The following is a 24,899-nucleotide window of genomic DNA, read 5'->3' as shown; positions in this document are numbered from 1 at the left end:
GACAAGCAGTCAAAGCAGGACAAAAGAATCATTAACACGGTATGCGAATACCGCAAATGACACTCATAAATGCCAAGGATTTTTGTGGATGAAACGCTGTAACAGATTGATTTTTGCTTTACTAACATTGGCGATGAGCCAAGTTGTTCACGCTGCGGTTGAACCGTTAGACCGAGTCACAGTACAAATAAATGAAGGCATCATTTTAGAAAGTGAAGTTGCAGGCATGGTTAAAACCATTAAAGCAAACGCTGCTAATGCGGGTCAGAAGCTACCGTCAGATACTGCGTTGCGCACTCAAGTTATTGAACGCCTGATCCTTACGCGCCTGCAGATGCAGATGGCCGACCGTATAGGACTGCATATTGGTGATCTGCAATTAGATCAAACCATTGCGAATATCGCTAAAGAGCAAAAAATATCTGTTGAGGATATGAGAGCTCAGATCGAAAGTGACGGTACCTCTTTTGCCCAGTACCGAGAGCAGCTCCGTGAAGAAGTGACGCTTGGCGAGATTCAACGTATTCAAGTTCAGCGTCGTATCCAAGTTTCACCGCAAGAAATTAACAACTTAGTAAGTCTTATTAATGAACAAGGCCTAAAAGACGTTGAATTTCAGATAGGTCACATTCTTATTGATGTACCTAGTGATGCAACCAGCGCCCAACTTGAAGCTTCTAGCAAAAGAGCAGATACAGTTCTGAAACGTCTAAAAGATGGTGATGACTTTAGAAGTATTGCCATTGCAGCCTCTTCAGGCCCAAAAGCGCTAGAGGGTGGTATTTGGGATTACATGAACATCAATGAAATGCCAACTTTATTTGCCGAAGTCGTCAATGATGCCAAGGTTAATGATGTCATTGGCCCCATCAAAAGTGGCGCAGGACTTCATATCCTGAAAATAATGGATGCTCGAGGTTTGCAAACCCAAGAGATTGAAGAAGTTAAATCTCGTCATATTCTGCTAAAGCCGTCTCCGATCCTGTCAGAGGAACGAGCGAAAGGCATGATGGATAGATTCTTAGCTCAGATCCTTTCTGGCGAAGCTAAATTCGAAGACATTGCACGCCAATACTCAGAAGATCCAGGTTCGGCAGTAAAAGGTGGTGAATTGGGCTGGGCAGATCCAAATGTTTGGGTTCCTGCATTTAAACAAGCATTGAATTCCCTTAAGAAAGGCGAAATCAGTGAGCCATTCCGCTCGACTCACGGCTGGCATATTGTTCAGCTTGAAGGAAGACGCACCACGGATGCTACTGAACAGTTTAATACAAACCGCGCTCACCAGTTAATCTATCGCCGTAAGTTTAACGAAGAGTTACAGAACTGGTTAGATGAAATGCGTGCTGAAGCATTTATTGATATTTTCGAGCCGGAACCAAACCGAGGTTAACCATATTGTCGACTAAACGAATCGCTATCACGCCGGGTGAACCGGCGGGGATAGGACCAGATTTAGTGATTCAACTAGCTCAGCAGGCTTGGCCTGCTGAGCTAGTCGTTTGTGCTGATCCTGAATTGCTACAAGCTCGAGCTAAGAAACTCGGTCTCGCTATTCAATTGCGCCCTTACCAACCGAACCAAGCTCCTAAAGCACAAGAAGCTGGTACGCTTACTATTGTGCCTTTTGCTCTAGAAAGCGAAGTGGTATGTGGCAAGCTTGATGAGCAAAATAGCCACTATGTTGTTGATACCCTGCGTTTCGCTGGAGAAAAAAACATGGTCGGCGAGTTTGACGCCGTGGTAACAGGTCCAGTGCATAAAGGAATCATCAACCAAGCGGGGATCCCGTTTAGCGGCCACACAGAATTTTTTGCCAATCAGGCAAACTGTCAAGATGTGGTTATGATGCTAGCAGCCCCTGGCTTACAGGTTGCATTGGTGACAACACATATTCCTCTCGCGTATGTATCAAAAGCCATTACTCGCGATCGCTTACATCAAATAATAAAAATTCTTCACCAGGACTTGGTTGAAAAATTCGCCATTCCCAACCCGAGAATTTATGTCTGTGGCCTAAATCCACATGCTGGGGAAGACGGTCATTTAGGCAGAGAAGAGATTGATACTATCATTCCTGCACTCGAAGAATTAAGAGCGCTGGATATGGATATCATCGGTCCATTACCTGCAGACACGTTGTTCCAACCTAAATACTTAGAAGATGCAGATGTGGTACTTGCTATGTACCACGATCAAGGCCTTCCAGTACTAAAAGCTAGAGGTTTTGGCAGTTCAGTCAATATTACTCTAGGATTACCCTACATAAGAACATCGGTCGACCACGGTACGGCCCTAGAGCTTGCAGGCACTGGCTCCGCTGATATTGGTAGTTTTGTCTGTGCATTAAATAGAGCCATTGATTTGGCCGCAAAGAATTAGTGAAAAGTTAACCCATGAGTAATAAAGTACATTTAGGCCACACGGCTAGAAAACGCTTCGGTCAGAACTTCTTAACCGACGAAAATGTGATCAATCGCATTGTTGGCGCAATATCGCCAGACAACGAGCACGTAATGGTTGAGATTGGTCCGGGCCTTGCTGCGCTTACAGAGCCTGTTGCTAGCGGCATCGATAAATTAACCGTTGTAGAGCTAGATAAAGACTTGGTTGAGCGCTTGAAAACTCATCCAACGCTAAAGGATAAGCTTGAGATCCATCAGGGTGATGCCTTGAATTTTGATTTCAAGCAACTTGTCCGTGAAGATATGCAGATGAAGGTATTTGGTAACCTGCCATACAATATCTCGACTCCGCTAATGTTCCACCTTTTCGAGTTTGCCCAGTACATCGAAAATATGCACTTTATGTTGCAAAAAGAGGTTGTACTGAGACTATCGGCTAGCCCAGGAACAAAAGCCTATGGCCGCTTAACCGTCATGGCGCAGTATCACTGTCAGGTCATGCCAGTGCTAGAAGTACCACCAGGGTGCTTCACCCCACCGCCAAAAGTCGACTCGGCAGTTGTACGTTTAGTTCCTTATAAGACAAAACCTTTCCCGTGTAAGGATGTCGAAGTCTTGAGGCATTTAACGACTACAGCGTTCAATATGCGTCGTAAAACATTGCGAAATAATCTTAAGCATATGTTATCTGATGAAGAGTTTGCTCAACTTGAAATAGACTCTACATTGCGACCGGAACAGATTAGCGTGCAACAATACGTTGCGATGGCAAATCTGTTTATTGAAAAGCAGGCTAAATCATAAACGGTACTAACCGTTAAAGTATTTATAAAGGGCATATATTTGCCCTTTTATTTTAAGTTGCCCCCGCCCACGTCGCTATCTATTCGTTAAAAGTCCCATTAGTATATCGCTACCTTTTGCTGATTTTGATAACTGAGGCTACAGATGAACCAACGCTTAACCCCCATTAAAGTTGAAGTTAAAACGGAATATATTGAAGCACAATCAACACCTGATGAAGAAAAATACCTATTCAGCTATACCATTACGATAATCAACCTAGGTGATCAAGATGTCACCTTAAAAAGTCGCTACTGGTGTATTACGGATGCAAATGGACAAAAAAGCGAAGTCGAAGGAGCAGGCGTTGTCGGCGAAACTCCGACGATAAAGCCCAATACCGCCTACCAGTACACCAGTGGAACTGTTTTGGAAACTCCATTTGGAGTTATGGAGGGGAACTACACCATGATCAAGAAAAATGGTGAAGAGTTTAAAGCCCCCATTTCTGCTTTTAGTCTTGCCATACCAGGCTTACTTCATTAAAGGTTATACCGTTACATGGCAAATTACTTTGTAGGTGATATTCAGGGATGTTTTGAGGAGCTAAAACTCGTTCTCGATAAAGTGGCATTTAATCCATCAATCGATTGTTTGTGGACAGTTGGCGACCTTGTCGCTCGCGGTCCAGGTTCTTTACAAACTCTGCAATACCTTAAAGCATTATCTGGCTCTGCTAAAATAGTACTCGGCAATCATGACCTGCACTTACTTGCTGTTCATGGGAAGCTAAAGCGAGCTAACCCTAAAGATCAGTTAGATGAACTCCTACACTCTCAGGAGATTGGAAATCTAGTTGATTGGTTACGGCTGCAACCACTCTACCAAGAACATTCTGAACAAAACATCATTATGACTCATGCTGGAGTCCCTCCAAACTGGGATCTACAGACTCTAAAAGAACAAGCAGAGAATGTTTCCAGAGCACTGCAACAAGATGATTATTTAACGAGCTTAATCGCAATAATGTACACCAACTCAATTGATAGTTGGCATGAAGGGCTATCGGAGCTAGATAAAAATATCTACACCATAAATGCACTCACCCGGATGCGATACATTTATGCAGATGGTCGTTTAGATTTTGACTGCAAGCTACCAATTGAACAATGTAACAATCAACAACTATCACCTTGGTTTGACCATAAAGCAAAATTACGCCCATCTCATACATTAGTATTTGGTCACTGGGCCGCAATAATGGGCAAAGTCAGTTCACCTAAACTGCAGGCTCTGGACACTGGCTGTTGCTGGGGAGAGCACCTAACTTTGTGGCATGCGGAGTCAGATCAAAAAATTACTCAAAATAGGTTAAAAAAGAGTTAAACTATCTGCGATATTGGTCGATATAATTTATAGCGTGCCTTCCAATCTAGTGTTGTCATCCGTAATAATAATATAATAATAAATGGAGCTTCTATGAAATTAAATGTAGCAACTAGAGTGATTGGAGGCTTTGCATTTGTCACCTTTCTACTCATCGTTTTAGGCGCCGCATCGTGGTTTACCAATAGTAAGCTCAAAACTAGCACCACCCTACTACAAGATCTTAGTTTACCGGCTCTAGAGTCTAGCAATCGCCTATCTCACACGCTCTCCAAGCAAGAAAAACAAGTATTAGTTGCTTATCACAGTCCAGACAGCAATGCCGTACCAGCGATAAAGTCTCAATTTACAGCTGCAAGCAACACATTTTCGCAAGAACTAAATCAACTCACAGCGTTAGTCAGTAACAGAAGCGATTTTAGCCAAGTCATTAACAAGCTAAAAAATAGCTACAACGGCTTTAAAAATCAAAGTGAAAACATGATTAGCACTCGTGAGAATGCACTGCTGACTCAAGCTAAAATTAAAAACAGATATGATGATGTTGAAATCGCAGTTGATGACAGCGCATCACTACTGTTGGACCTTATCGATTTTGAGCTTAGCGAAGATGTCATTAAACAAGAAATTGCCGCCACGGCAAGTACACTAGATTCAAGCCTAAGCAGTATCGTCAGCACTAGCTTCGATTTAATCGGCACAACTGATAAATCTAAATTTAATACTATTTCAAAAGAACTCGATTATATTGTCAGCGACACCAAGAGCAGGCTGAAATATGTAACTAATCATTGGGAAGGTGTTGTTGAACAAGAACTGATTGATGAAATCAATACAGAAGCGTCTAAAGTCTTTAGTCTCGTTAAAGGTAACAACTCTCTTATTTCGATGAAAGCCAGCGAGATCGAATTAAATAGCAAGGCGTCTCAATTGCTAAGCTCTGTCGAGAAACAGGCAAGTGACGTGAATAAACAGATGGCGAGCCTAACTTCAACCATCGAATCAATTTCAAAACAGGTAAGTGAACGAGCAATAAAAGATATCGACAATGCTAGCGTTCAAACAATTATCTTGGTACTTATCGCCATTGTGGTTGCTATCGTAGTTAGCATCGCGGTAGTGCGACCTTTAACTCGTTCTTTAGAGAAGATAAACCACGCTCTTAATATACTGGCATCAGGCGATCTAACCCATAAGCTTGATGATAGCGGCCATGATGAGTTTGCTAAGCTTTCAGCTAACTGTAATAAACTGGTCGACAGTTTACGCTCCTTGATCCAAGGGATCCTAGACCGCTCAGATCAACTCGCAGCGGCAGCAGAAGAGACATCTGCGATTACCGCACAAACCACGGTTGGTATTCAGGAGCAAAAGAGTCAGGTTGATCAAGTTGCTACTGCAACTACTGAGCTTAGCTCAAGTGCTCAGCAAGTTACCGCTAGTGCAGATGAAGCCCTAAGCCAAATTAAAGCTGCAGATGACGAAAGTCGACATATGCGCCTAATTGCTGATGAGAACAAACGTACTATTCTTGCTCTAGCTGATGAAGTATCGAAAGCTGGAGTGGTGATCAATAAAGTCCATGCAGATAGTGCATCAATTGGCTCAATATTGGATGTAATTAGAGCAATCGCTGAGCAGACTAACTTATTGGCATTGAATGCCGCTATTGAAGCTGCACGAGCAGGTGAACAGGGCCGAGGTTTTGCCGTTGTCGCTGATGAAGTACGTAGCCTGGCCTCTAGAACCCAAGATTCAACCCAAGAGATCCAGCAGATGATTGAAGTACTCCAACAAGGTACTCAAGAGGCTGTAGCTGTAATGGAGCTTGGTCGCTCACAGGCAAGCTCATGTGTTGATAAGACAGAGCAAGCTAACATAGCGCTAGAAAGTATTAGTAATGCTGTACACCAAGCTCATGACTCTGGTACCCACATCGCGCATGCGGCGCAAGAGCAGAACTTAGTTAGCCAGCAAGTTTCAGAGAAACTAGAGCATATAGCCGCTATTTCAGAAGAGACATCTACAGGCGCAGATCAAACTGCACAATCTAGCCATCAAGTTGCTCAGCTTGCTGAAGAGCTTCAAGCTTCAGTGAAAGAGTTTAAAGTCTAAATTCTTTTCCGATATATAAAAAAGGGAGCCATTATGGCTCCCTTTTTTATTCACTTGTTCCCAATCAAGCTATTTAACGATAATACTAAAATAGGATTGGCATTTAATACCTCCAGAGCTAGATCTTATAGATTAAAAAACTAACCATTCATATTAAATAACAAGTACAGAGGAGTTTTATACTAAGGTGAAGCTATTAACTCTAGTCACATTAAATTTCAGGCAAAAAAATACTGGGGTTAACCCAGTATTTTTATTTGGCACAATTAACTAATGAAAATTAACCGCCAGCGATACGGCTCTTAATTGCCGATGTAATTTCACTACCTGCATGTCCGTTGCTTTCTGCCCATGCAATAATAGTTTGCCCATCGGCTTCTGCTTTACCGAGATCCGAAACGGGTAATCTTTTAGCGACAAATGTACCTACTGCATTAGAACCACTTTTCATAGCGATTCTTAATAAGCTGTCACCATTACATGAAACGCCGTCATAAATATTTCGTAGCTTAACTCGGCTTTCTTTTAGTTTTTTACGAAGACGGTTCTTGTCATCGCTAACAACGTAGTTACAAATATTTGCAGCGAGTTGATCTTGATTAGCTAACGCCGGGGATGAAATCGATATTGAAGATGCCACAAATAGTGTAGCGATGCTCATGGATAGCAAGCGCATCAGACACTCCTTACTCTTTTAGTTTTTATTTATTGTATTAAGAAAGCACAATGAGTGAATAATGCACTTTCTTGATCATCGTTACAGGGTACTAAATAACCCCGTTAATTTAACACTTTTTAACTAATTTGATAAAGCTATATTGCATTTGTTTATCATTTTTAGCTACATCTCTCGATACTTCCAGCCAAGAGCCATCATCCCAGTTAGGAAAATAGGTATCTCCTTCGACATCAAGCGAGATCTCAGTTAAATATAAAATATCCGATTGTTGTAGAAGTTCGGCATAAAGCTGGCCGCCGCCCATAACAATCAACTCTTCACAATCCCCCGCCGCGAGCTTTGCTTGTGCAAAACTCGTCACCGTTGTTACACCCTCTATCTGTAAATCGGCTTGACGACTAATGACAATATTGTGTCGACCAGGTAATGGTCGACCGATCGACTCATAGGTTTTTCGCCCCATGACTACGGGTTTACCTAAGGTTAGAGCCTTAAAATGGCGCAGATCTTCAGGCAAATGCCAAGGCATTTTATTATCTTTACCAATAACACGGTTGTTCGCCATCGCGGCAATCATAGCAATTTTCAAATCAGTTCCCTCTTAATGTTGTTAGATAACTGGACGCGAACGAAAATAAAGTAGTCCAGGCATGGCAAGACCTACAGACAATGCCCCAAGAATAAATACAGTTTTAAGTCCGTTGCTGATTACTTCTGACGTCAGTTCAGGACTCACATGGGATTGAGCTGTTAACTGGACAAGTGCAATAACCGTATTAAATGCGTACGTCCCAGGGATCATAGGGATGATAGCTGCCACAGCATACATTAGTGGAGGGGCTAAATGTCTTTTAGCAAAACCAATAGTAACAATCCCTACAAGCGCTGCAGCCAAAAAGGTAGCCCATTCTATAGGTAAGCCAACATTAAGCCATAAAGTTCGACTACCATGGCCTAATGCGCCTGCCAGTGCACAAAATGGCAAGAAACGACGCGGAACATTAAACACCATAGCGAAACCTACCGCAGGGATCGCAGAAAAAACCGCATCATTTAGCATTGCTAAAATAAGAGATATCATAAAAATAGGCCTCCTATCTGCATTGCCATTGTAATACCGATAACAGATGCCAGTGTTAACAAGGTCGCATGCCCCCAGCGGGAAATCCCTACATTTAAATGACCTTTTACCATATCCGAAATAGCATTAATCATCGGGAACCCCGGCACCAGCATTAATACACTAGCCGCCATCGGTAATTTTGGGGTTTCGGTGAGATCAAATTGAAAGCCGGTTTGCGCGACTATGGTGGTTACAAAAGCTGTAACACTAAAGTTAAGCAATAAATTGAAATGCCGTTTTGCAATCGACAACCTAACAAACATACCAATTGCTGAGGCCATAAAGGTGATTACGCAAGCCGCAATGTCTCCACCAAACAGATGACAAAAACTTGCACAGGACAAACCTATCATAGGTACTACGTACTTTGCTGGATAAGTTTTAGGCTCAATACGAGCCACACGCTTACGCACCTCATGCAAGCCGTAAATCCCCTTCTCAGTCAATAGACAGATACGCTGAAGCTCGCATACTATGGTCATATTGATCCCGTGCTCACGGGTTCGTCGGGTAGTGGTTATGCAGCGCCCATGAACTAGGCTAGTTAAAACGAGGGAGTTTGAAGAGATCGAGATTTCAACACTAACAAGGCCTAACGCATAGCCTAGGCGCTGACTAATCTCTTCAACAAGTTCAGAGTCAGCACCATAAGCTAAAAGAAGTTGAGCAACCCTAACAACTTGACGTGTAATATCATTTTGTGTGTCAGCGTACAATTCTCAACGTCCTTAACTGAAACTATCTATCTTTGATAGATAACCTCAACGTCATAATCATCATCATCGTAATCATCGTCATCAAGATCATCGACATAATCTTCATTAACTGATTCGTTGGCATTTTGATGGTAGTTATCCCACTTAAACTCAACTTCCGCTTCAACGTCAACTTCCTCTTCAGGAGGTAGCGTAGCAATAAAGTCCAAAAGTTTAAGCGCGAGTTCATCAGTACCTTCACGGTTATAAGCAGAAATAGTAAAGACTTCACCATCCCACTCAAGCTCTTCGACAATCTTATCGATTTTCTGCTGTAGCTCATCTTCCAGCATTAGATCGGCTTTATTGATCACTAACCAACGCGGCTTACCAGCAAGCTTTGGAGAGTGTTTCTCTAGCTCACCGACAATAGCACGTGCTGAATCAACCGGACTACTGCCATCGATAGGCTCGATATCTAAAATATGCAGCAGCACACGACAACGCTCTAAGTGTTTCAAGAACTGAACACCCAGACCAGCTCCGTCTGCAGCACCTTCAATAAGGCCAGGTATATCAGCAATTACAAAGCTCTGACCCGGTCTTGGGTTAACAACGCCAAGATTAGGGACCAAAGTAGTAAAAGGATAATCAGCAACTTTAGGCTTAGCTTTTGAGACAGAGCGAATGAAAGTCGACTTACCCGCATTAGGCATACCCAATAAACCAACGTCAGCAAGCAACATGAGCTCAAGTCTCAAGCTACGCACTTCACCATCGGTACCGAGTGTTTTCTGCCTTGGCGCTCGGTTAGTACTACTCTTGAAACGAGTGTTACCTAAACCGTGAAAACCACCTTTGGCTACAAGCATTCTCTGCCCATGAGTGGTTAAATCACCAAGAGTTTCTTCTGTCTCAGCATCAACGGCTCTAGTACCCACTGGCACTTTAAGCACAAGATCTTCACCGCCATGGCCGGTACAGTCACGACCACGACCGTTTTTACCACGTTCGGCATTATGGAAGCGTTCAAACTGATAAGTAATTAGCGTGTTAAGGTTTTCGTCAGCCTGCAGATAAACACAGCCACCGTCACCACCATCACCGCCATCAGGACCACCATCAGGAACATATTTTTCACGTCTAAAACTGACGCAACCACTGCCACCATTACCCGCTTCTACACGGATAGTCGCTTCATCGACAAACTTCATACCAACTCCTGGCACCACAGAATGAAAGAATTATACTCTTAACGATTCTAGTCGCCAAAACACAATTTACTTAATATTAAAAAAAACAAAGCCCCACCAATGGCGGGGCTTAGTATCAATCTTAGCTAAAGCTAAAGATTAATCTTCAATGCTGATGAACTTGCGGTTCTGTGGACCTTTAACTTCAAACTTCACTTTACCATCGGTAAGTGCGAATAAAGTGTGGTCACGACCGATACCAACATTAACACCAGCGTGGAATTTAGTACCACGTTGACGAACGATGATGTTACCAGCTAGAACTGATTCACCGCCAAAGCGCTTTACACCAAGACGTTTACTTTCTGAATCGCGGCCGTTACGAGTAGAACCGCCAGCTTTTTTATGTGCCATGAGTTAGACTCCTAATTAAGCGCTAATAGCTGTAATTTTAACTTCGGTGAACCATTGACGATGGCCCATCTTCTTATCGTGGTGCTTACGACGACGGAACTTAACAATAGTTACCTTCTCCGCACGGCCGTGGCTAACTACTTCAGCAACAACCTTACCACCTTCAACTAAAGGTGCACCTACGTGTACAGTCTCACCATCAGCAACCAAAAGAACTTGATCAAACTCGATAGTTTCGCCTGTAGCGACTTCTAATTTTTCTAAACGAACTGTATGACCGGCTTCAACGCGATGTTGCTTGCCGCCACTTTGAAAAACAGCGTACATAGCTATTTTACTCCGATATTTCTAACACGCCGCTCAAAACATAATAGATTGATGCAGGGGTGCTATAAAAGCTTTAATGACAATGGTCGCGGAGTTTACGCTAAGAACCCGCATCTGACAAGTGCTAATTGAATAAGAATAAAAAAAGACCCAAATAACTCTCACAATTACCGACAACTACTGTCTTGCAGCGTAAATTTAGGTAGAATCCTCCTATTATAACATTTATGTCTAAAATGAGCTGCGAATTGTCATTGTAGCCAACAAATAGAGCCTATTTATGGATTTGAACGCCATTCGTCAATTGGCTGATAGCGATATGCAAGCTGTCAATCAACTGATCTATAAACAACTAGAGTCTGATGTAGCCCTAATTAACCAGTTAGGCTTTTACATTATTAACGGTGGCGGTAAACGCTTAAGACCTTTATTGTCAATTTTGGCCGCTAGAGCGATAGACTATAACGGCGAGTCTCACCTAAAATTGGCCGCTATTATTGAGTTTATTCATACCGCTTCTTTATTACACGATGACGTAGTTGATGAATCAATGCTGCGTCGCGGCAGAGAAACGGCTAATGCCCTTTTTGGTAATAGTGCAAGTGTGCTCGTTGGTGACTTCCTTTACACCCGCTCATTTCAAATGATGACGGAGCTAAAAAGTCTAGAAGTGCTCGAAATCCTTGCTGATGCCACCAATGTGCTCGCAGAAGGCGAAGTCCTACAATTAATGAATTGTAACGACCCTGACACAACAGAAGACAGCTATATGCGTGTCATCTATTGTAAGACAGCAAAGCTGTTTGAAGCCGCTACACGTTTAGCTGGCTTATTAGCAGAAAGCTCAGAAGAGGTGCAAACGGCACTTGCTGAATACGGCAAATTCTTGGGCACCGCTTTCCAGTTAACCGATGACCTTCTTGACTACACAGCAGAAACAGAAGAGCTAGGCAAAAACATTGGTGATGACTTAGCAGAAGGTAAACCTACCCTGCCGCTCATTTTCGCTATGGCTAATGGCAGCGACACTGAAAAAACCTTGATTAGAGAAGCGATCGAGAAAGGTGATGGCACGGAGCACATTGAAGTCATTTTGAGTGCACTAAAAAGCTGTGGCGCACTTGAGTATACAGAGCAGCGTGCGATAGAAGAGTCAAATAAGGCTATCGCAGCATTAAGCATACTGCCTGAGTCAGAATATAAAACGGCACTAGTATCGCTGGCTAAAATTGCGGTACAACGCAACCATTAGTATGCAGCTTAGCAAAATAAAAACGGAGCCATTTGGCTCCGTTTTTCGTTTAAGCAACTAACTTTTAAAAAATAGAATTACTTAACGAACTCAATACCTAAATCGATATCAGCTTTTAGTGTGTCTAGCATTGCATCACGTGCATTTGTTTCAAATGCGCTAACATCGCCGTATGCAAGTACCTGTTCAACACCATTCTTACCTAGAACGACTGGCTGTGCGAAGAACTCAGCATGCTCGCTGCCACCATCGACATAGGCACACTCAACAACGTTTGCTTCACCTTGTAGGCCACGCACTAGAGACAAACCGAAACGACACGCCGCTTGACCCATAGAAAGTGTTGCGCTGCCGCCACCGGCTTTAGCTTCTACAACTTCAGTACCCGCATTTTGGATACGTGTTGTTAGTGCTGCAACTTCTTCATCAGTAAAGCTCACGCCTTCGATTTGAGAAAGAAGCGGAAGAATAGTCACACCACTATGGCCACCGATAACATTAACTTTCACGTCAGCAACGTTCAGGCCTTTTGCGGCTGCAACGAAGGTTTCAGAGCGGATAACATCAAGAGTCGTCACACCAAATAAACGATTCTTATCATACACGCCAGCTTTCTTTAGCACTTCAGCAGCAATCGCTACAGTGGTATTTACTGGGTTAGTAATAATTCCGATAAGCGCTTTAGGGCTAGTCGCTGCACACTTTTCAACCAAATTGCGTACGATACCAGCGTTGATGTTGAACAGATCTGAGCGATCCATACCAGGCTTACGTGCAACACCAGCAGAAATTAGCACTACATCTGCACCTTCAAGTGCAGCGGTAGGATCTTCACCAGCAAATCCTTTTACTTCAACATCAGTTGGTATGTGGCTTAAGTCAACCGCAACACCAGGTGTTACAGGAGCAATATCATAAAGCGACAATTTAGAACCAGCAGGTAATTGAGTTTTTAATAGTAGGGCAAGCGCTTGGCCAATACCGCCAGCAGCACCAAGTACAGCAACTTTCATAGTTATCTCCGTCAATTCTTGGATTTTTGTGATGTAGATCTGTTTTTCTAATGGCGCAACAGTACTGGATTCACAACAAAAATTCAATTATCCCTTAGTCGTGTTCAATCTACTTTAGACTCACTTTTCAGTGCACATTCACATTCAGAGCCCAGCCCGCCTAGCTTTGGGCCGGTTACACTCTAGAAATGCTAAGGCTAAAAAAATTAGAATTTATACTCTACATAATGATTCGCAATTGAAACCAAGCTTCACCTATGAATTTTTATTCAAAAAAACGAATAACATTTGACATGAAAGGCGAATATAATCATCATATAACGGATTTTTTTGAATAAAGAATAATAAAATATGCAAGCAAGCAAAAATCAAGACGAATTAGTTAAAACATTTAAGTCAATTCTTAAAGAGGAGCGTTTCGGCTCCCAAAGCGAAATTGTGGTAGCCCTTCAAGGGGAAGGCTTTAGTAATATCAACCAATCTAAAGTATCCCGCATGTTGAGTAAGTTTGGCGCAGTGAGAACCAGAAATGCTAAACAGCAGATGGTTTACTGTTTGCCTGCTGAACTTGGTGTCCCAACTGCTGGTAGTCCACTTAAAAATTTAGTTTTGGATGTCGATCATAATCAGTCGATGATTGTAGTGCGTACCAGTCCAGGTGCAGCGCAATTAATCGCAAGGTTACTCGACTCAATAGGCAAGCCTGAGGGTATTCTTGGCACTATCGCTGGCGATGATACCATTTTTATCAGCCCATCAAATATTCAGCAAATTGAAGATACATTAGAAACAGTTAAGTCGTTGTTCAATTACACGGATTAACTTTTTAGAAAACAACAAAAGGGCGGAAACGCCGCCCTATTCCATTCTTAAGTAAAACTCCAATCTTTTCTTTATACAATATATTGAATCTATCATTTTTTATTTTCACAATATCGTTATACTCCCAGATAGGACAGCATTCCTACGTTGAGGATAATAAAAATGAAAAACAAATTGATTGATGTTTCTGATGTGGGCTGGGAGTACTGGTCTCACGAAAAGGACTATGGCAGTCATCAGAAACATATTGGTGATACCGCAGGGGCTGAAAGAGTCGGCGTAACCATGGAAAAATTAGCGCCAGGCATGACTTCAGCCCTTTCTCATTATCACACCAAGGAAGAAGAGCATATTTACGCTATGCAAGGTGAAGCAACGCTTTATCTTGATGGAGAGCCTCATGTGTTTAGTGAAGGCAAGTATATCTGCTTTACCGCCAACTCAGGTATCGCACATAAATTTGTTAATCACAGTGAGGCTGACTTTATCTTTTTAGTTGTAGGAAACCGCGATGTTCACGATGTAGTCGTTTATCCGGAAACCAATAAAGTATTGGTTCGAAGCATGAACGAAGTTTATAACCGTCGTCCCATGAGCTACTTTGATAAAGATGAAGATTAATTGCGCTGATACATACCAACAAAAAACGCACTGAATGTGCGTTTTTTTGTTGATATTGCTTAGCGCTTTAGGCCGATTTGTCTAAAAAATCTAACGAGGGTGCAAAAAACGATGATCCGGTTAAAGCTTGGGTGAAATGCATAAGGTGATCATGATTTCCCTCGTTATCACCATAAACCATGCTTTCGAGCATTTTTTCAAAGTTCACCGAGTTACGGCAAGTAGAGATAAACATTAATCCCTGCTCTTTGACCGTACCGTAAGGCATACTCTGGCGTAAGATCTCCATTGAGTTACCTGCATCATCCTTCAAGTTAACCCGTTTAATATGACTGGTTAACGGCTTATCTGCAGAAGCATATTCAATATTCTCGGCTTTAGTACGGCCAATAATATCTTCTTGCTTCTTTTCAGGTAGGCGATTCCATTTACTCAAATTGTGAGCAAATTTCTGCACATGGATATAACTGCCATTTTTAAATGCCGCATCTTCCTCTCCAATTAATGCGACCTCTTGGCGACTGCGACCTTTAGGGTTTTCAGTACCATCGACAAAACCGGTCAAATCTCGACTATCCATGAAACGGAAACCACGTTCTTCATCGACAAGCTCTACCAGCCCTTCAAACATTTGGCATACTTCGTTGGCGACAAGGTGAAGAATATCAAAGCGGTCACAGCGAACATGCACAAACAGATCATACTCTATCGCTGGTGCGTCTCTGTTTTCTTGGTTCATGGCTGGAAATGGTTTTAACTGGCAAGGCCTAGCAGCAGGATAAATCGTATCCCAGTAGTTAGCGCCTACAGCGACAAAGCCATTAAAGGCACTGTCAGCAAATTGATCGGCAAGATCATGAATATATTGAGCCACATTTGCTACACACGGGCGCATTTGTAAATCAACACCATCATTCGCATTAAACATTAAATAGACACTGTGCAAATTTCCTTCCGCACAAACTCCCAGCTGTTCACGTGGCATAACCTGACTATCCATTTTTATCTGTAACCCTTATTATTCATTAATCTTCGGCAATATTATCTACAACTTTAGTCATTAATAATTATATCTGACGCACATTAACCAAAAATAAAGACTTATCTTTAATCAACTTACCAAGCTAGCTAACAGTATCAGCACGAGTAAGCGCGGAGAGCGTCTAATTTAATATGCACTAAACGCACTAGATTCAAGCTTAGTAAAATAGTCAATAAACACTGGTAAAAGCAACTCAATAAATACACTGTACTTTACTATGTTGCGATAAAAGTCAGTTAATGGCCTCGATTACGTCAATTACAACAATACTAAACTGTGCGGCGTTGTAGTAATTGCCACCTTTTCACCGATCTTGATATCTAAGTATTCACTATGGATATCAAGCGTCTTGTTACCAATGTTAACCAAGTACTGGCAAACACTACCAAGGAAACGTCTTTCGATAACTTCACCGGTTCCCGATTCACTTCTAGCGATCTGCAACTGCTGAGGTCTTAGTAATAATTCGGCATCACTACCGATTGTCACTTTAAGCTGTAGTTCGCTTTCAATATCACCAATAAGTGTGGACACAGTTTTGTCTGCTATTACTGTTGCTTCAAGATAATTGCTCGCGCCTAGAAAGTCAGCGACATACTTATCTTGAGGTCGCAAATACAAGCGTTCGGCATCACCACATTGAACGATTTGCCCTTGGTTAAATAATGCTAGCTTGTCTGCAAAAACAAACGCCTCGTCCTTACTGTGCGTCACAAAAACCGCACTAATATTATGATTCTTCAAAATATTGCGGATCTCAAGCATCATCTCTCTGCGGACTTTAGCATCAATATTAGAAAAGGGTTCATCTAACAAAAGGACTTCAGGCTCATAGGCCAATGCCCTTGCGATCGATACCCTTTGCTGCTGCCCACCAGATAACTCATGCGGATAACGCTCCCCCAGCCCATCTAGTTTGACGAGAGCCAACATTTTCTCAAGCCGTGCAGCTTTATTGGCCTTATCGGCTAGCTTTACGCCAAAGAGTACGTTTTCAGCAACAGTCAAGTGAGGAAATAAAGCGTAATCCTGGAAGATCATTCCTATTCCCCGCTTTTCACTGGCAACAAACTCGTTATCAGAAACCACAGCTTTGCCGTTGATCCTTATCTCACCAGCAGAAATACTCTGCAAGCCGGCAATAGCCCGCAGCAATGTGGTTTTTCCGCAGCCACTAGGCCCCAACAAAGCGACAATCTCGCCTTTTTCAACCGTTAAATCTAACCCTTTAAGCACAACGTTATTTTGGTAACTACTATGAACATTGCTGACTTGTAACGTAGCCATAATTACTTTTCTTGCTCCAACGAACGATTGAGATAAATCAAAGGAACGAGACCGACTAACACAATGACTATTGCAGCTAATGCACCGTGTTCGAGCTGTTCATCTGAAACAAATTGAAAGACATAAGTCGCCAAATTTTCAAAACCGATCGGCCTAAGTAGTAGAGCTGCAGGAAGCTCTTTCATACACTCGATAAAGACCAACAGCAATCCGGCGAAAATACCTTTTCTAAGCAAAGGAATGTGAACCCTAGCGAGCATTGATTTAGGCGTTAGACCTAAGGTCACACTCGCCATGTCTAAAGAGGGTGAAATACGCTTGTAACTATTCTCTATGCTACCAATAGCAATTGCAGCAAAACGAATACAAAAAGCACATATTAGAATAAATGTGCTGCCAGTTAATATCAGCCCAGGTTCTTGGAATCCCAAATAGTAAGCTAAATCATTAATAGCAAAGTCAAGTTGAGTAAAAGGCACTAGAATTCCAATAGCGAGTACCGTACCTGGCAGCGCATAACCGGTAGAAGCTAATCTGGAAGGCAGCATATCAGCTTTACGAGGACTCACCCTTCTGACGAACATTAGCACAATACCGATACAGACACAGATAACGCTGACTAATAGCGAAATCCATAAGCTATTAAAGCTGTACTCAAAAAAATTGGCATTCCAACTCTGCGCAAAATAACCCCATGCATATTGCAATAAAATTACAAAAGGCAGAATAAATGCTAATGCCAGTAAGATAAAACAATAGCCTGTAGCAGCATATGCCTGCGCACCATTAAGACAATAGTAGTCAAGCTCGCCTGGCGCAGACTGCTTTTGAAAAAGCTGTTGTTTACGACGTGCGAAGCGCTCAAAGCCCACCATCACAAACACCACAAACAGCATGATTGTAGAAAGCTTAGCAGCAGCGGTTAAACTGCCGTATTCAAACCAAGTATCATAAACAGCAGTCGTCAGTGTAGGCACTGCAAAGTAACTTACGGTAGCAAAGTCAGCAGCAGTTTCCATAGCGACGAGCGTTGCCCCAACGGCTAACGCGGGCCTTGCCATTGGCAAACTTAATCGCCAAAAACTCTTCCAAGGACTACAGCCCATAACACGTGCTGCATGCCCCAAGCTTGCAGACTGCTCCATAAATGCGGTACGAGCCAATAGATAAATATAGGGGAAAAGTACTAACGCCAGCATAATTGCGGCGCCACCTAGCGAGCGCACCTCAGGGAAGTAATAATCGTGAGGCGTCTGCCAACTAAATAATGCTCTAAGGCTTCGCTGAACAGGACCTGCATAATCAAAAAGATCAGTGTAAACGTAGGCAACAACATAAGCAGGCATAGCTAACGGCAATAGCAGTGCCCATTGGAATATATTTCGGCCTGGAAATCGACATTTAGCCACCAACCAAGCCGCTGGGATTGCAAAGATGAGAGCACCAATCACCACCCAAAAAATAAGCAACAAAGTGTTACTTATATAAGTCGGCAAAACGGTTGCCATTAGATGGCCGAATACCGCTTCATCAGGTAAAAGTGACTGCAATATTAGCGCAACAAGCGGCATAACGATGAGCAGTGCTAAGGTGTAACTTGCAACAGACCAGCGTTTTGCTAAGCCTAATATCATGATGTTAGATGCCCAGAAGTCATGAAAATAAAAGTACCAAAAAAACAAAACCTATCATAAAGATAGGCTCTGACAGTACAACCACAAAAGATTCAAGCTGAAACACTATATAGCAATAGTGTTAGACCAACCTTAAATAGTAAGCTTAAAGATCAAACTTCACTTCATCTAAAAGCTTAATCGCTGCACCATGGTATTGCGCTAACTTGTAGATAGGAAGGTCATCCGCTTTAAATTGCCCCCAAGAAGCGACAAGTTTCGACGGTTTTACATCAGCCTTAACTGGATATTCCATATTAACATCAGCGTACGTTTGTTGCGCAGCATCACTTGATAGGAACTCCATCAACTGAATAGCCGTCTCGGTATTTTTAGTGTGCTTAGCCAACGCCATACCCGATACATTGATATGCGAACCACGGTTATCTTGATTCGGGAAATTAATCTCCACCGCATCAGCCCAAGGCTTCTGCTTAGGGTCTTGTAACATCTTACCGAGATAATAACTGTTACCAATCGCTATATCGCATAACCCTTCACTTACCGCTTTCACCTGAGCTCTATCATTACCTTGAGGTTTACGTGCAAGGTTCGACTTTAAACCTTCTAGCCATGTTTTTGCTTCCGCTTCACCGTGGTGAGCGATCATCGAAGCAACTAAAGACACATTGTAAGGATGCTTACCGCTGCGGGTACATATTTTGCCGGCGTATTTAGGATCTGCTAAGTCTTCATAGTTAATATCCAACGGACCTAACCTATCTTTAGACGAATAGACGTTACGGACCCGCATGGTTAAGGCGTACCACATGTCATCAGGAGAGCGGTATTTTTGCGGTATGTTTTGTTTAAGGACGTCACTTTTAGCAGGGATCACCAGATCTTTTTCAGCCAATTCCATTAAACGATAAAAATCTGATGTCAGTACAATATCAGCCTTTGATAACCTACCTTCACGCATCATACGTTCAGCGATACCTTTTTTTGAAAAAACGACGTCGACTTCTACACCGGTTTGCTTAGTAAAGTCAGCTAGAATAGGGTCAATAAGGAAGGCCTGACGATAAGAATAAACTGTTAATCTTTCAGCGGCACTCACCACACTTGCACTACACAGAAGTCCAACCATCATTAGACTGGTGATTACTCTCATGACCTTTACCCCTTTACAATATCTAATAGTCAGCACGATGCTGATAATAATTCTCAATTGCAACAAGGGTAATCAATCAGAGCAATAACAGCAAGTAATTAGTGCAAACTTTTAGCCACTAAAAACTTACCACTACCATTTAGTAACAGCTTAATTAACATGAGCTTAATATAACTATGTAATTCATCTACGACAATCTACATCTTCGGCCTTGTCGCAATAAAAACATCAGCTTGCTGTGCCTGTTTTAACCAAACACTCAATGCTGAAGTGACATTACGCCAAGGTAGATCTGGGTGACGAAAGTCGATGTATTCCAATAAACAAACCAACATAACCTGCAACGCTGTTAATTCAGTGCTACGAGTAATCCCCAACGTCTCAACCTCTTTTAAGCCTCTTAATAAAGCCTGTTCAAATCGCGAGGTCCAGAACGAAGACCGTAAGCCTTCATCCTCGCGAAGTTGCTCTTGCCTTAACGAAACAGCGCTATCAAAAATGCCTTTTAACAATGAAAAATGGCACTGTTGTGACCAATTATGTTCCATCGAACCAAATAAACCAGACTGACCATGCTCAGCATCCAAATAGCGCATAATCACCTCGCTATCAAACAGTGCAGAGCCATCATTCAATTGTAAACAGGGGATTTTAGCTAACGGGTTGATTCTAAGTAGTTCAGGAGAGTTATCAAAAGGATTAGCTATAATCTCTTCAACATCTTCAATGTTGTGATAACAAATAAACACTCGCACGCAGCGCGCATAAGGTGATGCATCGGAATAATACAATTTCATACTGCGCTCCTTACCAATATTTTTCGACAGTAATTTGTCCAGGAGCACGACGTAAATTTTTAGCTAAGCCCCGTTCTTTTAAAAGTTGTTGAGCATCAGTAATCATTCCAGGATTTCCGCAAATCATCACTTGTGAATCTTTAGCTGATAGCTTGATACCCGCTTTAGCTTCAATATCACCATTGTTAAGCCCATCAGGGATCCGACAACTTAATGCGCCCTCAAAAGGCTCTCGCGTCACCGATAACACCAGTTTAAATTGCTGCGGATATTTGGCTTCAAACGCTCTAAGCTGGGGCAAGTAGGCTAAATCCTCAACCTCTCGCACACCATAAACTAACACTACCTTCTGGTAACTTTGCCATGGTTCATTGGTCGCCATCATTGAGATAAAAGGGCCGACGGCTGTGCCTGTTGCTAAAAACCATAAATGCTCTCCCTTGTTATCATCTTTAGGAAGCTCATCAAGGGTCATAAAGCCCGAGGCTTTGGTCGCTACATCAATAACATCACCTTTAGAGAGTGCTTGAAGATTAGGCGACAGCTGGCCATCATCCACAGCAACGGCCAACACCTCGATATAATCGGTTCCGGGCGGATTAACTAGAGAGTAAGCTCGACCAATGCGTTTATCATCAATCAACTGACTCAACTTAATAAACTGACCAGCAATAAAGTCACCAATATCGACTTTAATCTTTAGGGAAAATAACTTGTCACTCCAATCTTGGCGTTCTATGACTTTGCCTTCAATCCACATAATCTGCTCCAAAAGTGCGTCGTCATTTCAGCATAAACTTTTATTTCATATTCAGAAAGATTAATCTATCAAAGATGTTTTTGAGCTGTAAAAATGTTAACAACTAAACGAGTAATGCAGTTAAACCTTTCTTTATCAGAAATAAAATGAGTAAACTCAAGGCCTATCTATGAAAGTCACCATCAAAACAATATTCGTATTCGCCATTTTCATGTTGAATGGCAATAGCGTATTCGCTGTCGAACAAGCGACTCTCAAAACAGTAAAAAGCAAAACGGTCATAGTGGTGCGTCACGCAGAAAAACTCAGTGATGGTACACGCGACCCAGCATTAAGTGAAAAGGGAACAATACGAGCCACGGCACTCATTAAGGCCTTACCTAAACTCTCCTTTTCCCAAGCCATCGCCAGTAACTACCAGCGCACACAATTAACACTAAAGCCCATTGCAGAGGCTAATAATATTACAATATCCATCGTCGGCACTGCTGACGGTTTGCAAGATCACATAACACAAGTCGTTGAGCTCGTTAACGGTTCAGATGGAAACAGCATAATCGCAGGCCATTCCAATACGGTTCCACTTATTATCAGTGCATTGGGAGCGCCAAAAATAACAGCATTAAAAGAGTCAGACTACGGAGATCTATACCGATTAACGATAAAAGAGACCGGCGAGATGAGTCTAGAGAAGCATCATTTTGGAAAATAGTTCACACAGTCACCATCTGAATTATTAGTTAATAAAGTTAATTTAATAGTTAAATAGACTTGGATAACTGCATTTTTAGTGATTAAATAGCATATCCAATAAGGGTTAGTGATAACTATCTTTAGATAAGTAGGTTAATGCTAGTCCAAACAGTATTCTTTTAAGTATGGAGTCAAGTAATGGATGACAAAGATATGCCTGAGCAAAATAAAGGGCTATCTATAAGCTGCAATAGCTGCCAACGAATGACAGTGATAGAAGGGGAATATGTCTGTTTTAGAGAAGGCAAAATCACCAGTTTGCAGCCGATGAAAGCACCTTCTCCTCAAGATTTACTCTGTGAAAGCTGGAAAATAGGCAAGCTAAACTACTAAGCAGTTAGCATTCCAGCGTAATCACGGGCTGAAAATTTCGGTTCGTGTAGCAAACCTTTCAGCGGCTCAACAGGGCTTGCTTTCGCCAAGCTTAAACCACGAGTCGTAACGCGCATGCCTGCTGACAATTCAAAATAGACCACTTCGAGCTCATCTTTTTCTAAACCACGTTTTTTAAGCGTAGCCATAATGGCAAGCCAATCGGTGTTAACCTTGCTGTCTTGCCCTTCGATATGTACAAGTAGAGGTATGTTCTTCATATTGACCTTCTCAGCATAATCATGATTATTAATGTTAAATGATTATAAGCACACTAATCTGAACCTAGGCTGAATTGTATACAGCCTTTGCTTAAAACCTCAAACACTTATACCAATCTATTCGAGTCACTACTCTTGCTGAATACGCCAAAGTTTCGCATACAAACCTCCAGCATTAAGCAAGCTAGTATGAGTCCCAGTTTCAACCACCCGCCCCTGACTAAGCACCAATATTTGGTCAGCATCAACCACCGTCGACAATCTGTGGGCAATGACTAAACTAGTATGGCCTTTAGCCACCTCTTTCAGTGCTGTTAAAATGGCCTGTTCAGAATGACTATCCAGCGAAGACGTTGCTTCATCAAAGACTAAAATCGGCGCCCGCTTTAGAATCGCTCGGGCAATTGCAACCCGTTGTTTTTCACCGCCAGATAACTTTAAACCGCGTTCACCAACACGAGTCTCACCACCTTCAGGCAAGCTTTCAATGAAGTGACCTAAGTGCGCCATCTCAATCGCTTCTGCTATCTCAGCATCTGTAGCTGAGGGGCGACCATAGCGTACGTTCTCAATTAATGTGTCATTAAACAGCACAGTATCTTGCGGGACGATAGCAATCGCTTGTCTCAGGGTATCTTGACTTAATTCTCGAATATCCTGGCCATCAATGCGAATAGCACCAGACACAACATCGTAAAACCTAAACAGTAATTTTACGATCGTTGATTTTCCTGCTCCGCTGTCGCCGACAATCGCGACCTTTTGGCCTGACTTAACCGAGAAACTAACCTCATCAAGAATAGGCCGGCTGTCATAACTAAAGCTAACTTGTTCGAATGAGACGACGCCTTTGGTCAGCTTTTCAGTTTTTGCATTATCGATATCTTCGATCAGTGGCTCTTTATCTAACAGGCCAAACATACGCTCAATATTGGCGAATGCTCCACGGATCTCTCGGTAAACAAAACCTAAGAAATTAAGCGGAATAAACAGCTGCATCATAAATGCATTAATCAGCACAAAGTCACCAATGCTCATTACGCCTTGGACAACATCATTAGCCGCCATCGCCAGCATAACGGTCATCGCGACTGAGATAATACAAGCTTGACCTGCATTTAAAGCAAACAATGACAAACGATTCTTGCGCTTGGCTTCTTCCCAGTCAGCTAAAGCACTGTCATAACGGTTGGCTTCATATTGTTCATTATTAAAGTATTTTACCGTTTCATAGTTAAGCAAACTATCGACTGCACGGGTGTTAGAAACAGAATCCGCTTTGGCTGCGTCTCTGACATAACCTGTACGCCACTCGGTAGCCACCACTGAGTAAGCACCATAAGCCACTACTGAAAGCAGTGTGACTGCAGCGTAACCTACACCATAGTTATAAAATAAGATGCCGACGACCAAGATAATCTCTAACATTGTTGGCACGATATTGAACACCATAAAGCGCATCAGAAAACTCACACCACTGGTGCCACGCTCGATATCACGAGACAAGCCACCAGTGCGCCTTTCTAGATGAAAAGCCATATCAAGTCGGTGCAAATGCTCAAATACTGCTATCCCTAAGCGCCGTATTGCACGTTCAGTCACTCTACCAAATAGGGTATCTCTGACCTCTGAAATGATGGTGTTTAACAGTCGAATACCGCCATAGGCAACGACTAACCCAACAGGTACAGCTAAAAGGGCATTCTTGCCGTCGAGGGTCAAATCATCAACCAGCGCTTTTAACACAAACGGCAAACCGACACTCGCCCCTTTGGCCACGATTAAACATAACAGTGCCAACCCCACCCTTTGTTTAAACTCTAACAAGTATGGCCAAAGCAGTTTCAAAACATGCCAATTGAGTTTTCCAACGGGACCATCAAAATATAAGGAGGGGCGCATGATTACTTCCAATAAATAAAAAATTACAAATAAAAGATCGACTTTTTAACAGGGAAAGACTCAGACTAAACACTAATCACGGGTTACATCTGTATCCAAGTTGTTAATTTAAAGCTTGATAACTGCCTGTAAAAAGTAATACTTTAGCAC

27 protein-coding genes are annotated in these 24,899 nt (G+C 42.3%); 11 read left to right on the top strand and 16 right to left on the bottom strand.

Going from position 1 to position 24,899, the window contains the following annotated elements:
- Window positions 1–88: 88 nt before the first annotated feature.
- The 6 genes from surA to K5R16_RS07765 all read left to right on the top strand — a co-directional run bounded on the left by surA (window position 89) and on the right by K5R16_RS07765 (window position 6,689).
- Window positions 89–1,393, top strand: coding sequence for a peptidylprolyl isomerase SurA (gene surA / locus K5R16_RS07790; protein ID WP_220736978.1), 1,305 nt, complete (start codon window positions 89–91; stop codon window positions 1,391–1,393).
- Window positions 1,394–1,398: 5 nt separating this feature from the next.
- Window positions 1,399–2,382: a 4-hydroxythreonine-4-phosphate dehydrogenase PdxA gene (pdxA, locus tag K5R16_RS07785; RefSeq protein ID WP_220736977.1), complete on the top strand. Its 984-nt coding sequence runs from the start codon at window positions 1,399–1,401 to the stop codon at window positions 2,380–2,382.
- Window positions 2,383–2,396: 14 nt separating this feature from the next.
- Complete coding sequence (gene rsmA, locus K5R16_RS07780) at window positions 2,397–3,209, top strand: 16S rRNA (adenine(1518)-N(6)/adenine(1519)-N(6))-dimethyltransferase RsmA (protein ID WP_220736975.1); 813 nt, start codon at window positions 2,397–2,399, stop codon at window positions 3,207–3,209.
- A gap of 144 nt (window positions 3,210–3,353) precedes the next feature.
- Window positions 3,354–3,734 carry a Co2+/Mg2+ efflux protein ApaG gene (gene apaG / locus K5R16_RS07775; RefSeq protein WP_220736973.1) on the top strand — a complete coding sequence of 127 codons (381 nt, stop codon included), beginning with the start codon at window positions 3,354–3,356 and terminating at the stop codon, window positions 3,732–3,734.
- 15 nt (window positions 3,735–3,749) lie between these two features.
- Window positions 3,750–4,574: a symmetrical bis(5'-nucleosyl)-tetraphosphatase gene (locus K5R16_RS07770; protein ID WP_220736972.1), complete on the top strand. Its 825-nt coding sequence runs from the start codon at window positions 3,750–3,752 to the stop codon at window positions 4,572–4,574.
- Between the two features lie 93 nt (window positions 4,575–4,667).
- Window positions 4,668–6,689 carry a methyl-accepting chemotaxis protein gene (locus K5R16_RS07765; RefSeq protein WP_220736971.1) on the top strand — a complete coding sequence of 674 codons (2,022 nt, stop codon included), beginning with the start codon at window positions 4,668–4,670 and terminating at the stop codon, window positions 6,687–6,689.
- Window positions 6,690–6,969: 280 nt separating this feature from the next.
- Here the strand turns inward: K5R16_RS07765 and K5R16_RS07760 are convergent, their stop codons facing one another.
- The 7 genes from K5R16_RS07760 to rplU all read right to left on the bottom strand — a co-directional run bounded on the left by K5R16_RS07760 (window position 6,970) and on the right by rplU (window position 11,120).
- On the bottom strand, window positions 6,970–7,365 hold the full coding sequence (locus tag K5R16_RS07760) for a DUF3718 domain-containing protein (protein ID WP_220736969.1): 396 nt from the start codon (window positions 7,363–7,365) through the stop codon (window positions 6,970–6,972).
- Between the two features lie 109 nt (window positions 7,366–7,474).
- On the bottom strand, window positions 7,475–7,957 hold the full coding sequence (folA, locus tag K5R16_RS07755) for a type 3 dihydrofolate reductase (RefSeq protein WP_220736968.1): 483 nt from the start codon (window positions 7,955–7,957) through the stop codon (window positions 7,475–7,477).
- Between the two features lie 21 nt (window positions 7,958–7,978).
- Complete coding sequence (locus K5R16_RS07750) at window positions 7,979–8,449, bottom strand: threonine/serine exporter family protein (protein ID WP_020914098.1); 471 nt, start codon at window positions 8,447–8,449, stop codon at window positions 7,979–7,981.
- Complete coding sequence (locus K5R16_RS07745) at window positions 8,446–9,207, bottom strand: threonine/serine exporter family protein (RefSeq protein WP_220736967.1); 762 nt, start codon at window positions 9,205–9,207, stop codon at window positions 8,446–8,448. Before K5R16_RS07745 ends, K5R16_RS07750 begins: the two co-directional genes overlap by 4 nt.
- A 26-nt stretch (window positions 9,208–9,233) precedes the next feature.
- Window positions 9,234–10,400 carry an Obg family GTPase CgtA gene (gene cgtA, locus K5R16_RS07740; protein WP_220736966.1) on the bottom strand — a complete coding sequence of 389 codons (1,167 nt, stop codon included), beginning with the start codon at window positions 10,398–10,400 and terminating at the stop codon, window positions 9,234–9,236.
- A 138-nt stretch (window positions 10,401–10,538) separates the two neighbouring features.
- Window positions 10,539–10,793, bottom strand: coding sequence for a 50S ribosomal protein L27 (rpmA, locus tag K5R16_RS07735; RefSeq protein ID WP_012154114.1), 255 nt, complete (start codon window positions 10,791–10,793; stop codon window positions 10,539–10,541).
- 15 nt (window positions 10,794–10,808) lie between these two features.
- Window positions 10,809–11,120 (bottom strand): 50S ribosomal protein L21, encoded by a 312-nt coding sequence (gene rplU, locus K5R16_RS07730; protein ID WP_020914101.1) that lies wholly within the window; start codon window positions 11,118–11,120, stop codon window positions 10,809–10,811.
- Window positions 11,121–11,400: 280 nt separating this feature from the next.
- On the opposite strand from rplU, the gene ispB reads away from it, so the two are divergent.
- Window positions 11,401–12,372 (top strand): octaprenyl diphosphate synthase, encoded by a 972-nt coding sequence (ispB, locus tag K5R16_RS07725; protein ID WP_220736964.1) that lies wholly within the window; start codon window positions 11,401–11,403, stop codon window positions 12,370–12,372.
- Window positions 12,373–12,449: 77 nt separating this feature from the next.
- Here the strand turns inward: ispB and mdh are convergent, their stop codons facing one another.
- Window positions 12,450–13,385, bottom strand: a complete 936-nt coding sequence (mdh, locus tag K5R16_RS07720; protein ID WP_220736963.1) for a malate dehydrogenase — start codon at window positions 13,383–13,385, stop codon at window positions 12,450–12,452.
- 351 nt (window positions 13,386–13,736) lie between these two features.
- On the opposite strand from mdh, the gene argR reads away from it, so the two are divergent.
- Window positions 13,737–14,207, top strand: coding sequence for a transcriptional regulator ArgR (gene argR / locus K5R16_RS07715; RefSeq protein WP_220736962.1), 471 nt, complete (start codon window positions 13,737–13,739; stop codon window positions 14,205–14,207).
- A gap of 162 nt (window positions 14,208–14,369) precedes the next feature.
- A complete protein-coding gene (locus K5R16_RS07710) occupies window positions 14,370–14,828 on the top strand; it encodes a cupin domain-containing protein (RefSeq protein WP_220736961.1) in 459 nt (152 codons plus the stop codon).
- Window positions 14,829–14,895: 67 nt separating this feature from the next.
- Here K5R16_RS07710 and K5R16_RS07705 read toward each other — a convergent pair whose 3' ends face one another.
- From K5R16_RS07705 to K5R16_RS07680, 6 genes are all read right to left on the bottom strand, one after another.
- The gene (locus tag K5R16_RS07705) at window positions 14,896–15,828 is read right to left on the bottom strand and encodes a Dyp-type peroxidase (RefSeq protein WP_220736960.1); all 933 of its coding nucleotides are present in this window, start codon (window positions 15,826–15,828) and stop codon (window positions 14,896–14,898) included.
- A 300-nt stretch (window positions 15,829–16,128) separates the two neighbouring features.
- Window positions 16,129–17,157 carry an ABC transporter ATP-binding protein gene (locus K5R16_RS07700; RefSeq protein ID WP_220736959.1) on the bottom strand — a complete coding sequence of 343 codons (1,029 nt, stop codon included), beginning with the start codon at window positions 17,155–17,157 and terminating at the stop codon, window positions 16,129–16,131.
- Between the two features lie 2 nt (window positions 17,158–17,159).
- Window positions 17,160–18,791: an iron ABC transporter permease gene (locus K5R16_RS07695; protein WP_220736958.1), complete on the bottom strand. Its 1,632-nt coding sequence runs from the start codon at window positions 18,789–18,791 to the stop codon at window positions 17,160–17,162.
- A gap of 145 nt (window positions 18,792–18,936) precedes the next feature.
- Window positions 18,937–19,944: a Fe(3+) ABC transporter substrate-binding protein gene (locus K5R16_RS07690; protein WP_220736957.1), complete on the bottom strand. Its 1,008-nt coding sequence runs from the start codon at window positions 19,942–19,944 to the stop codon at window positions 18,937–18,939.
- A 197-nt stretch (window positions 19,945–20,141) separates the two neighbouring features.
- On the bottom strand, window positions 20,142–20,741 hold the full coding sequence (locus tag K5R16_RS07685) for a glutathione S-transferase (RefSeq protein WP_220736956.1): 600 nt from the start codon (window positions 20,739–20,741) through the stop codon (window positions 20,142–20,144).
- 10 nt (window positions 20,742–20,751) lie between these two features.
- Window positions 20,752–21,501, bottom strand: a complete 750-nt coding sequence (locus K5R16_RS07680) for a ferredoxin--NADP reductase (protein ID WP_220736954.1) — start codon at window positions 21,499–21,501, stop codon at window positions 20,752–20,754.
- Between the two features lie 169 nt (window positions 21,502–21,670).
- Here K5R16_RS07680 and K5R16_RS07675 point away from each other — a divergent pair, with 169 nt between their 5' ends.
- Window positions 21,671–22,213: a histidine phosphatase family protein gene (locus tag K5R16_RS07675; RefSeq protein WP_220736953.1), complete on the top strand. Its 543-nt coding sequence runs from the start codon at window positions 21,671–21,673 to the stop codon at window positions 22,211–22,213.
- A 179-nt stretch (window positions 22,214–22,392) separates the two neighbouring features.
- Window positions 22,393–22,587, top strand: coding sequence for a hypothetical protein (locus K5R16_RS07670; RefSeq protein WP_220736952.1), 195 nt, complete (start codon window positions 22,393–22,395; stop codon window positions 22,585–22,587).
- Here K5R16_RS07670 and K5R16_RS07665 read toward each other — a convergent pair.
- Window positions 22,584–22,847 carry a hypothetical protein gene (locus K5R16_RS07665; protein ID WP_220736951.1) on the bottom strand — a complete coding sequence of 88 codons (264 nt, stop codon included), beginning with the start codon at window positions 22,845–22,847 and terminating at the stop codon, window positions 22,584–22,586. The genes K5R16_RS07670 and K5R16_RS07665 overlap by 4 nt on opposite strands.
- 129 nt (window positions 22,848–22,976) lie before the next feature.
- On the bottom strand, window positions 22,977–24,749 hold the full coding sequence (locus K5R16_RS07660) for an ABC transporter ATP-binding protein/permease (protein WP_220736950.1): 1,773 nt from the start codon (window positions 24,747–24,749) through the stop codon (window positions 22,977–22,979).
- Between the last annotated feature and the right edge of the window lie 150 nt (window positions 24,750–24,899).

The organism is Shewanella sp. c952 (assembly GCF_019654975.1).
Classification (GTDB): Bacteria; Pseudomonadota; Gammaproteobacteria; order Enterobacterales; family Shewanellaceae; genus Shewanella.
The sequence above is the reverse complement of the archived record's forward strand: the minus strand, read 5'-3'. Positions and strand labels throughout refer to the sequence as shown.

Coding starts and splice junctions, on each gene's coding strand:
- K5R16_RS07750 (WP_020914098.1), bottom strand. CDS start 8,449: ATGATATCTCTTATTTTAGCAATGCTAAATGATGCGGTTTTTTCTGCG.
- K5R16_RS07770 (WP_220736972.1), top strand. CDS start 3,750: ATGGCAAATTACTTTGTAGGTGATATTCAGGGATGTTTTGAGGAGCTA.
- K5R16_RS07660 (WP_220736950.1), bottom strand. CDS start 24,749: ATGCGCCCCTCCTTATATTTTGATGGTCCCGTTGGAAAACTCAATTGG.
- K5R16_RS07690 (WP_220736957.1), bottom strand. CDS start 19,944: ATGAGAGTAATCACCAGTCTAATGATGGTTGGACTTCTGTGTAGTGCA.
- mdh (WP_220736963.1), bottom strand. CDS start 13,385: ATGAAAGTTGCTGTACTTGGTGCTGCTGGCGGTATTGGCCAAGCGCTT.
- K5R16_RS07675 (WP_220736953.1), top strand. CDS start 21,671: ATGAAAGTCACCATCAAAACAATATTCGTATTCGCCATTTTCATGTTG.
- K5R16_RS07685 (WP_220736956.1), bottom strand. CDS start 20,741: ATGAAATTGTATTATTCCGATGCATCACCTTATGCGCGCTGCGTGCGA.
- K5R16_RS07670 (WP_220736952.1), top strand. CDS start 22,393: ATGGATGACAAAGATATGCCTGAGCAAAATAAAGGGCTATCTATAAGC.
- cgtA (WP_220736966.1), bottom strand. CDS start 10,400: ATGAAGTTTGTCGATGAAGCGACTATCCGTGTAGAAGCGGGTAATGGT.
- K5R16_RS07665 (WP_220736951.1), bottom strand. CDS start 22,847: ATGAAGAACATACCTCTACTTGTACATATCGAAGGGCAAGACAGCAAG.
- K5R16_RS07700 (WP_220736959.1), bottom strand. CDS start 17,157: ATGGCTACGTTACAAGTCAGCAATGTTCATAGTAGTTACCAAAATAAC.
- argR (WP_220736962.1), top strand. CDS start 13,737: ATGCAAGCAAGCAAAAATCAAGACGAATTAGTTAAAACATTTAAGTCA.
- rpmA (WP_012154114.1), bottom strand. CDS start 10,793: ATGGCACATAAAAAAGCTGGCGGTTCTACTCGTAACGGCCGCGATTCA.
- K5R16_RS07705 (WP_220736960.1), bottom strand. CDS start 15,828: ATGGATAGTCAGGTTATGCCACGTGAACAGCTGGGAGTTTGTGCGGAA.
- rplU (WP_020914101.1), bottom strand. CDS start 11,120: ATGTACGCTGTTTTTCAAAGTGGCGGCAAGCAACATCGCGTTGAAGCC.
- surA (WP_220736978.1), top strand. CDS start 89: ATGAAACGCTGTAACAGATTGATTTTTGCTTTACTAACATTGGCGATG.
- ispB (WP_220736964.1), top strand. CDS start 11,401: ATGGATTTGAACGCCATTCGTCAATTGGCTGATAGCGATATGCAAGCT.
- rsmA (WP_220736975.1), top strand. CDS start 2,397: ATGAGTAATAAAGTACATTTAGGCCACACGGCTAGAAAACGCTTCGGT.
- apaG (WP_220736973.1), top strand. CDS start 3,354: ATGAACCAACGCTTAACCCCCATTAAAGTTGAAGTTAAAACGGAATAT.
- K5R16_RS07680 (WP_220736954.1), bottom strand. CDS start 21,501: ATGTGGATTGAAGGCAAAGTCATAGAACGCCAAGATTGGAGTGACAAG.
- K5R16_RS07695 (WP_220736958.1), bottom strand. CDS start 18,791: ATGATATTAGGCTTAGCAAAACGCTGGTCTGTTGCAAGTTACACCTTA.
- K5R16_RS07765 (WP_220736971.1), top strand. CDS start 4,668: ATGAAATTAAATGTAGCAACTAGAGTGATTGGAGGCTTTGCATTTGTC.
- K5R16_RS07760 (WP_220736969.1), bottom strand. CDS start 7,365: ATGCGCTTGCTATCCATGAGCATCGCTACACTATTTGTGGCATCTTCA.
- K5R16_RS07710 (WP_220736961.1), top strand. CDS start 14,370: ATGAAAAACAAATTGATTGATGTTTCTGATGTGGGCTGGGAGTACTGG.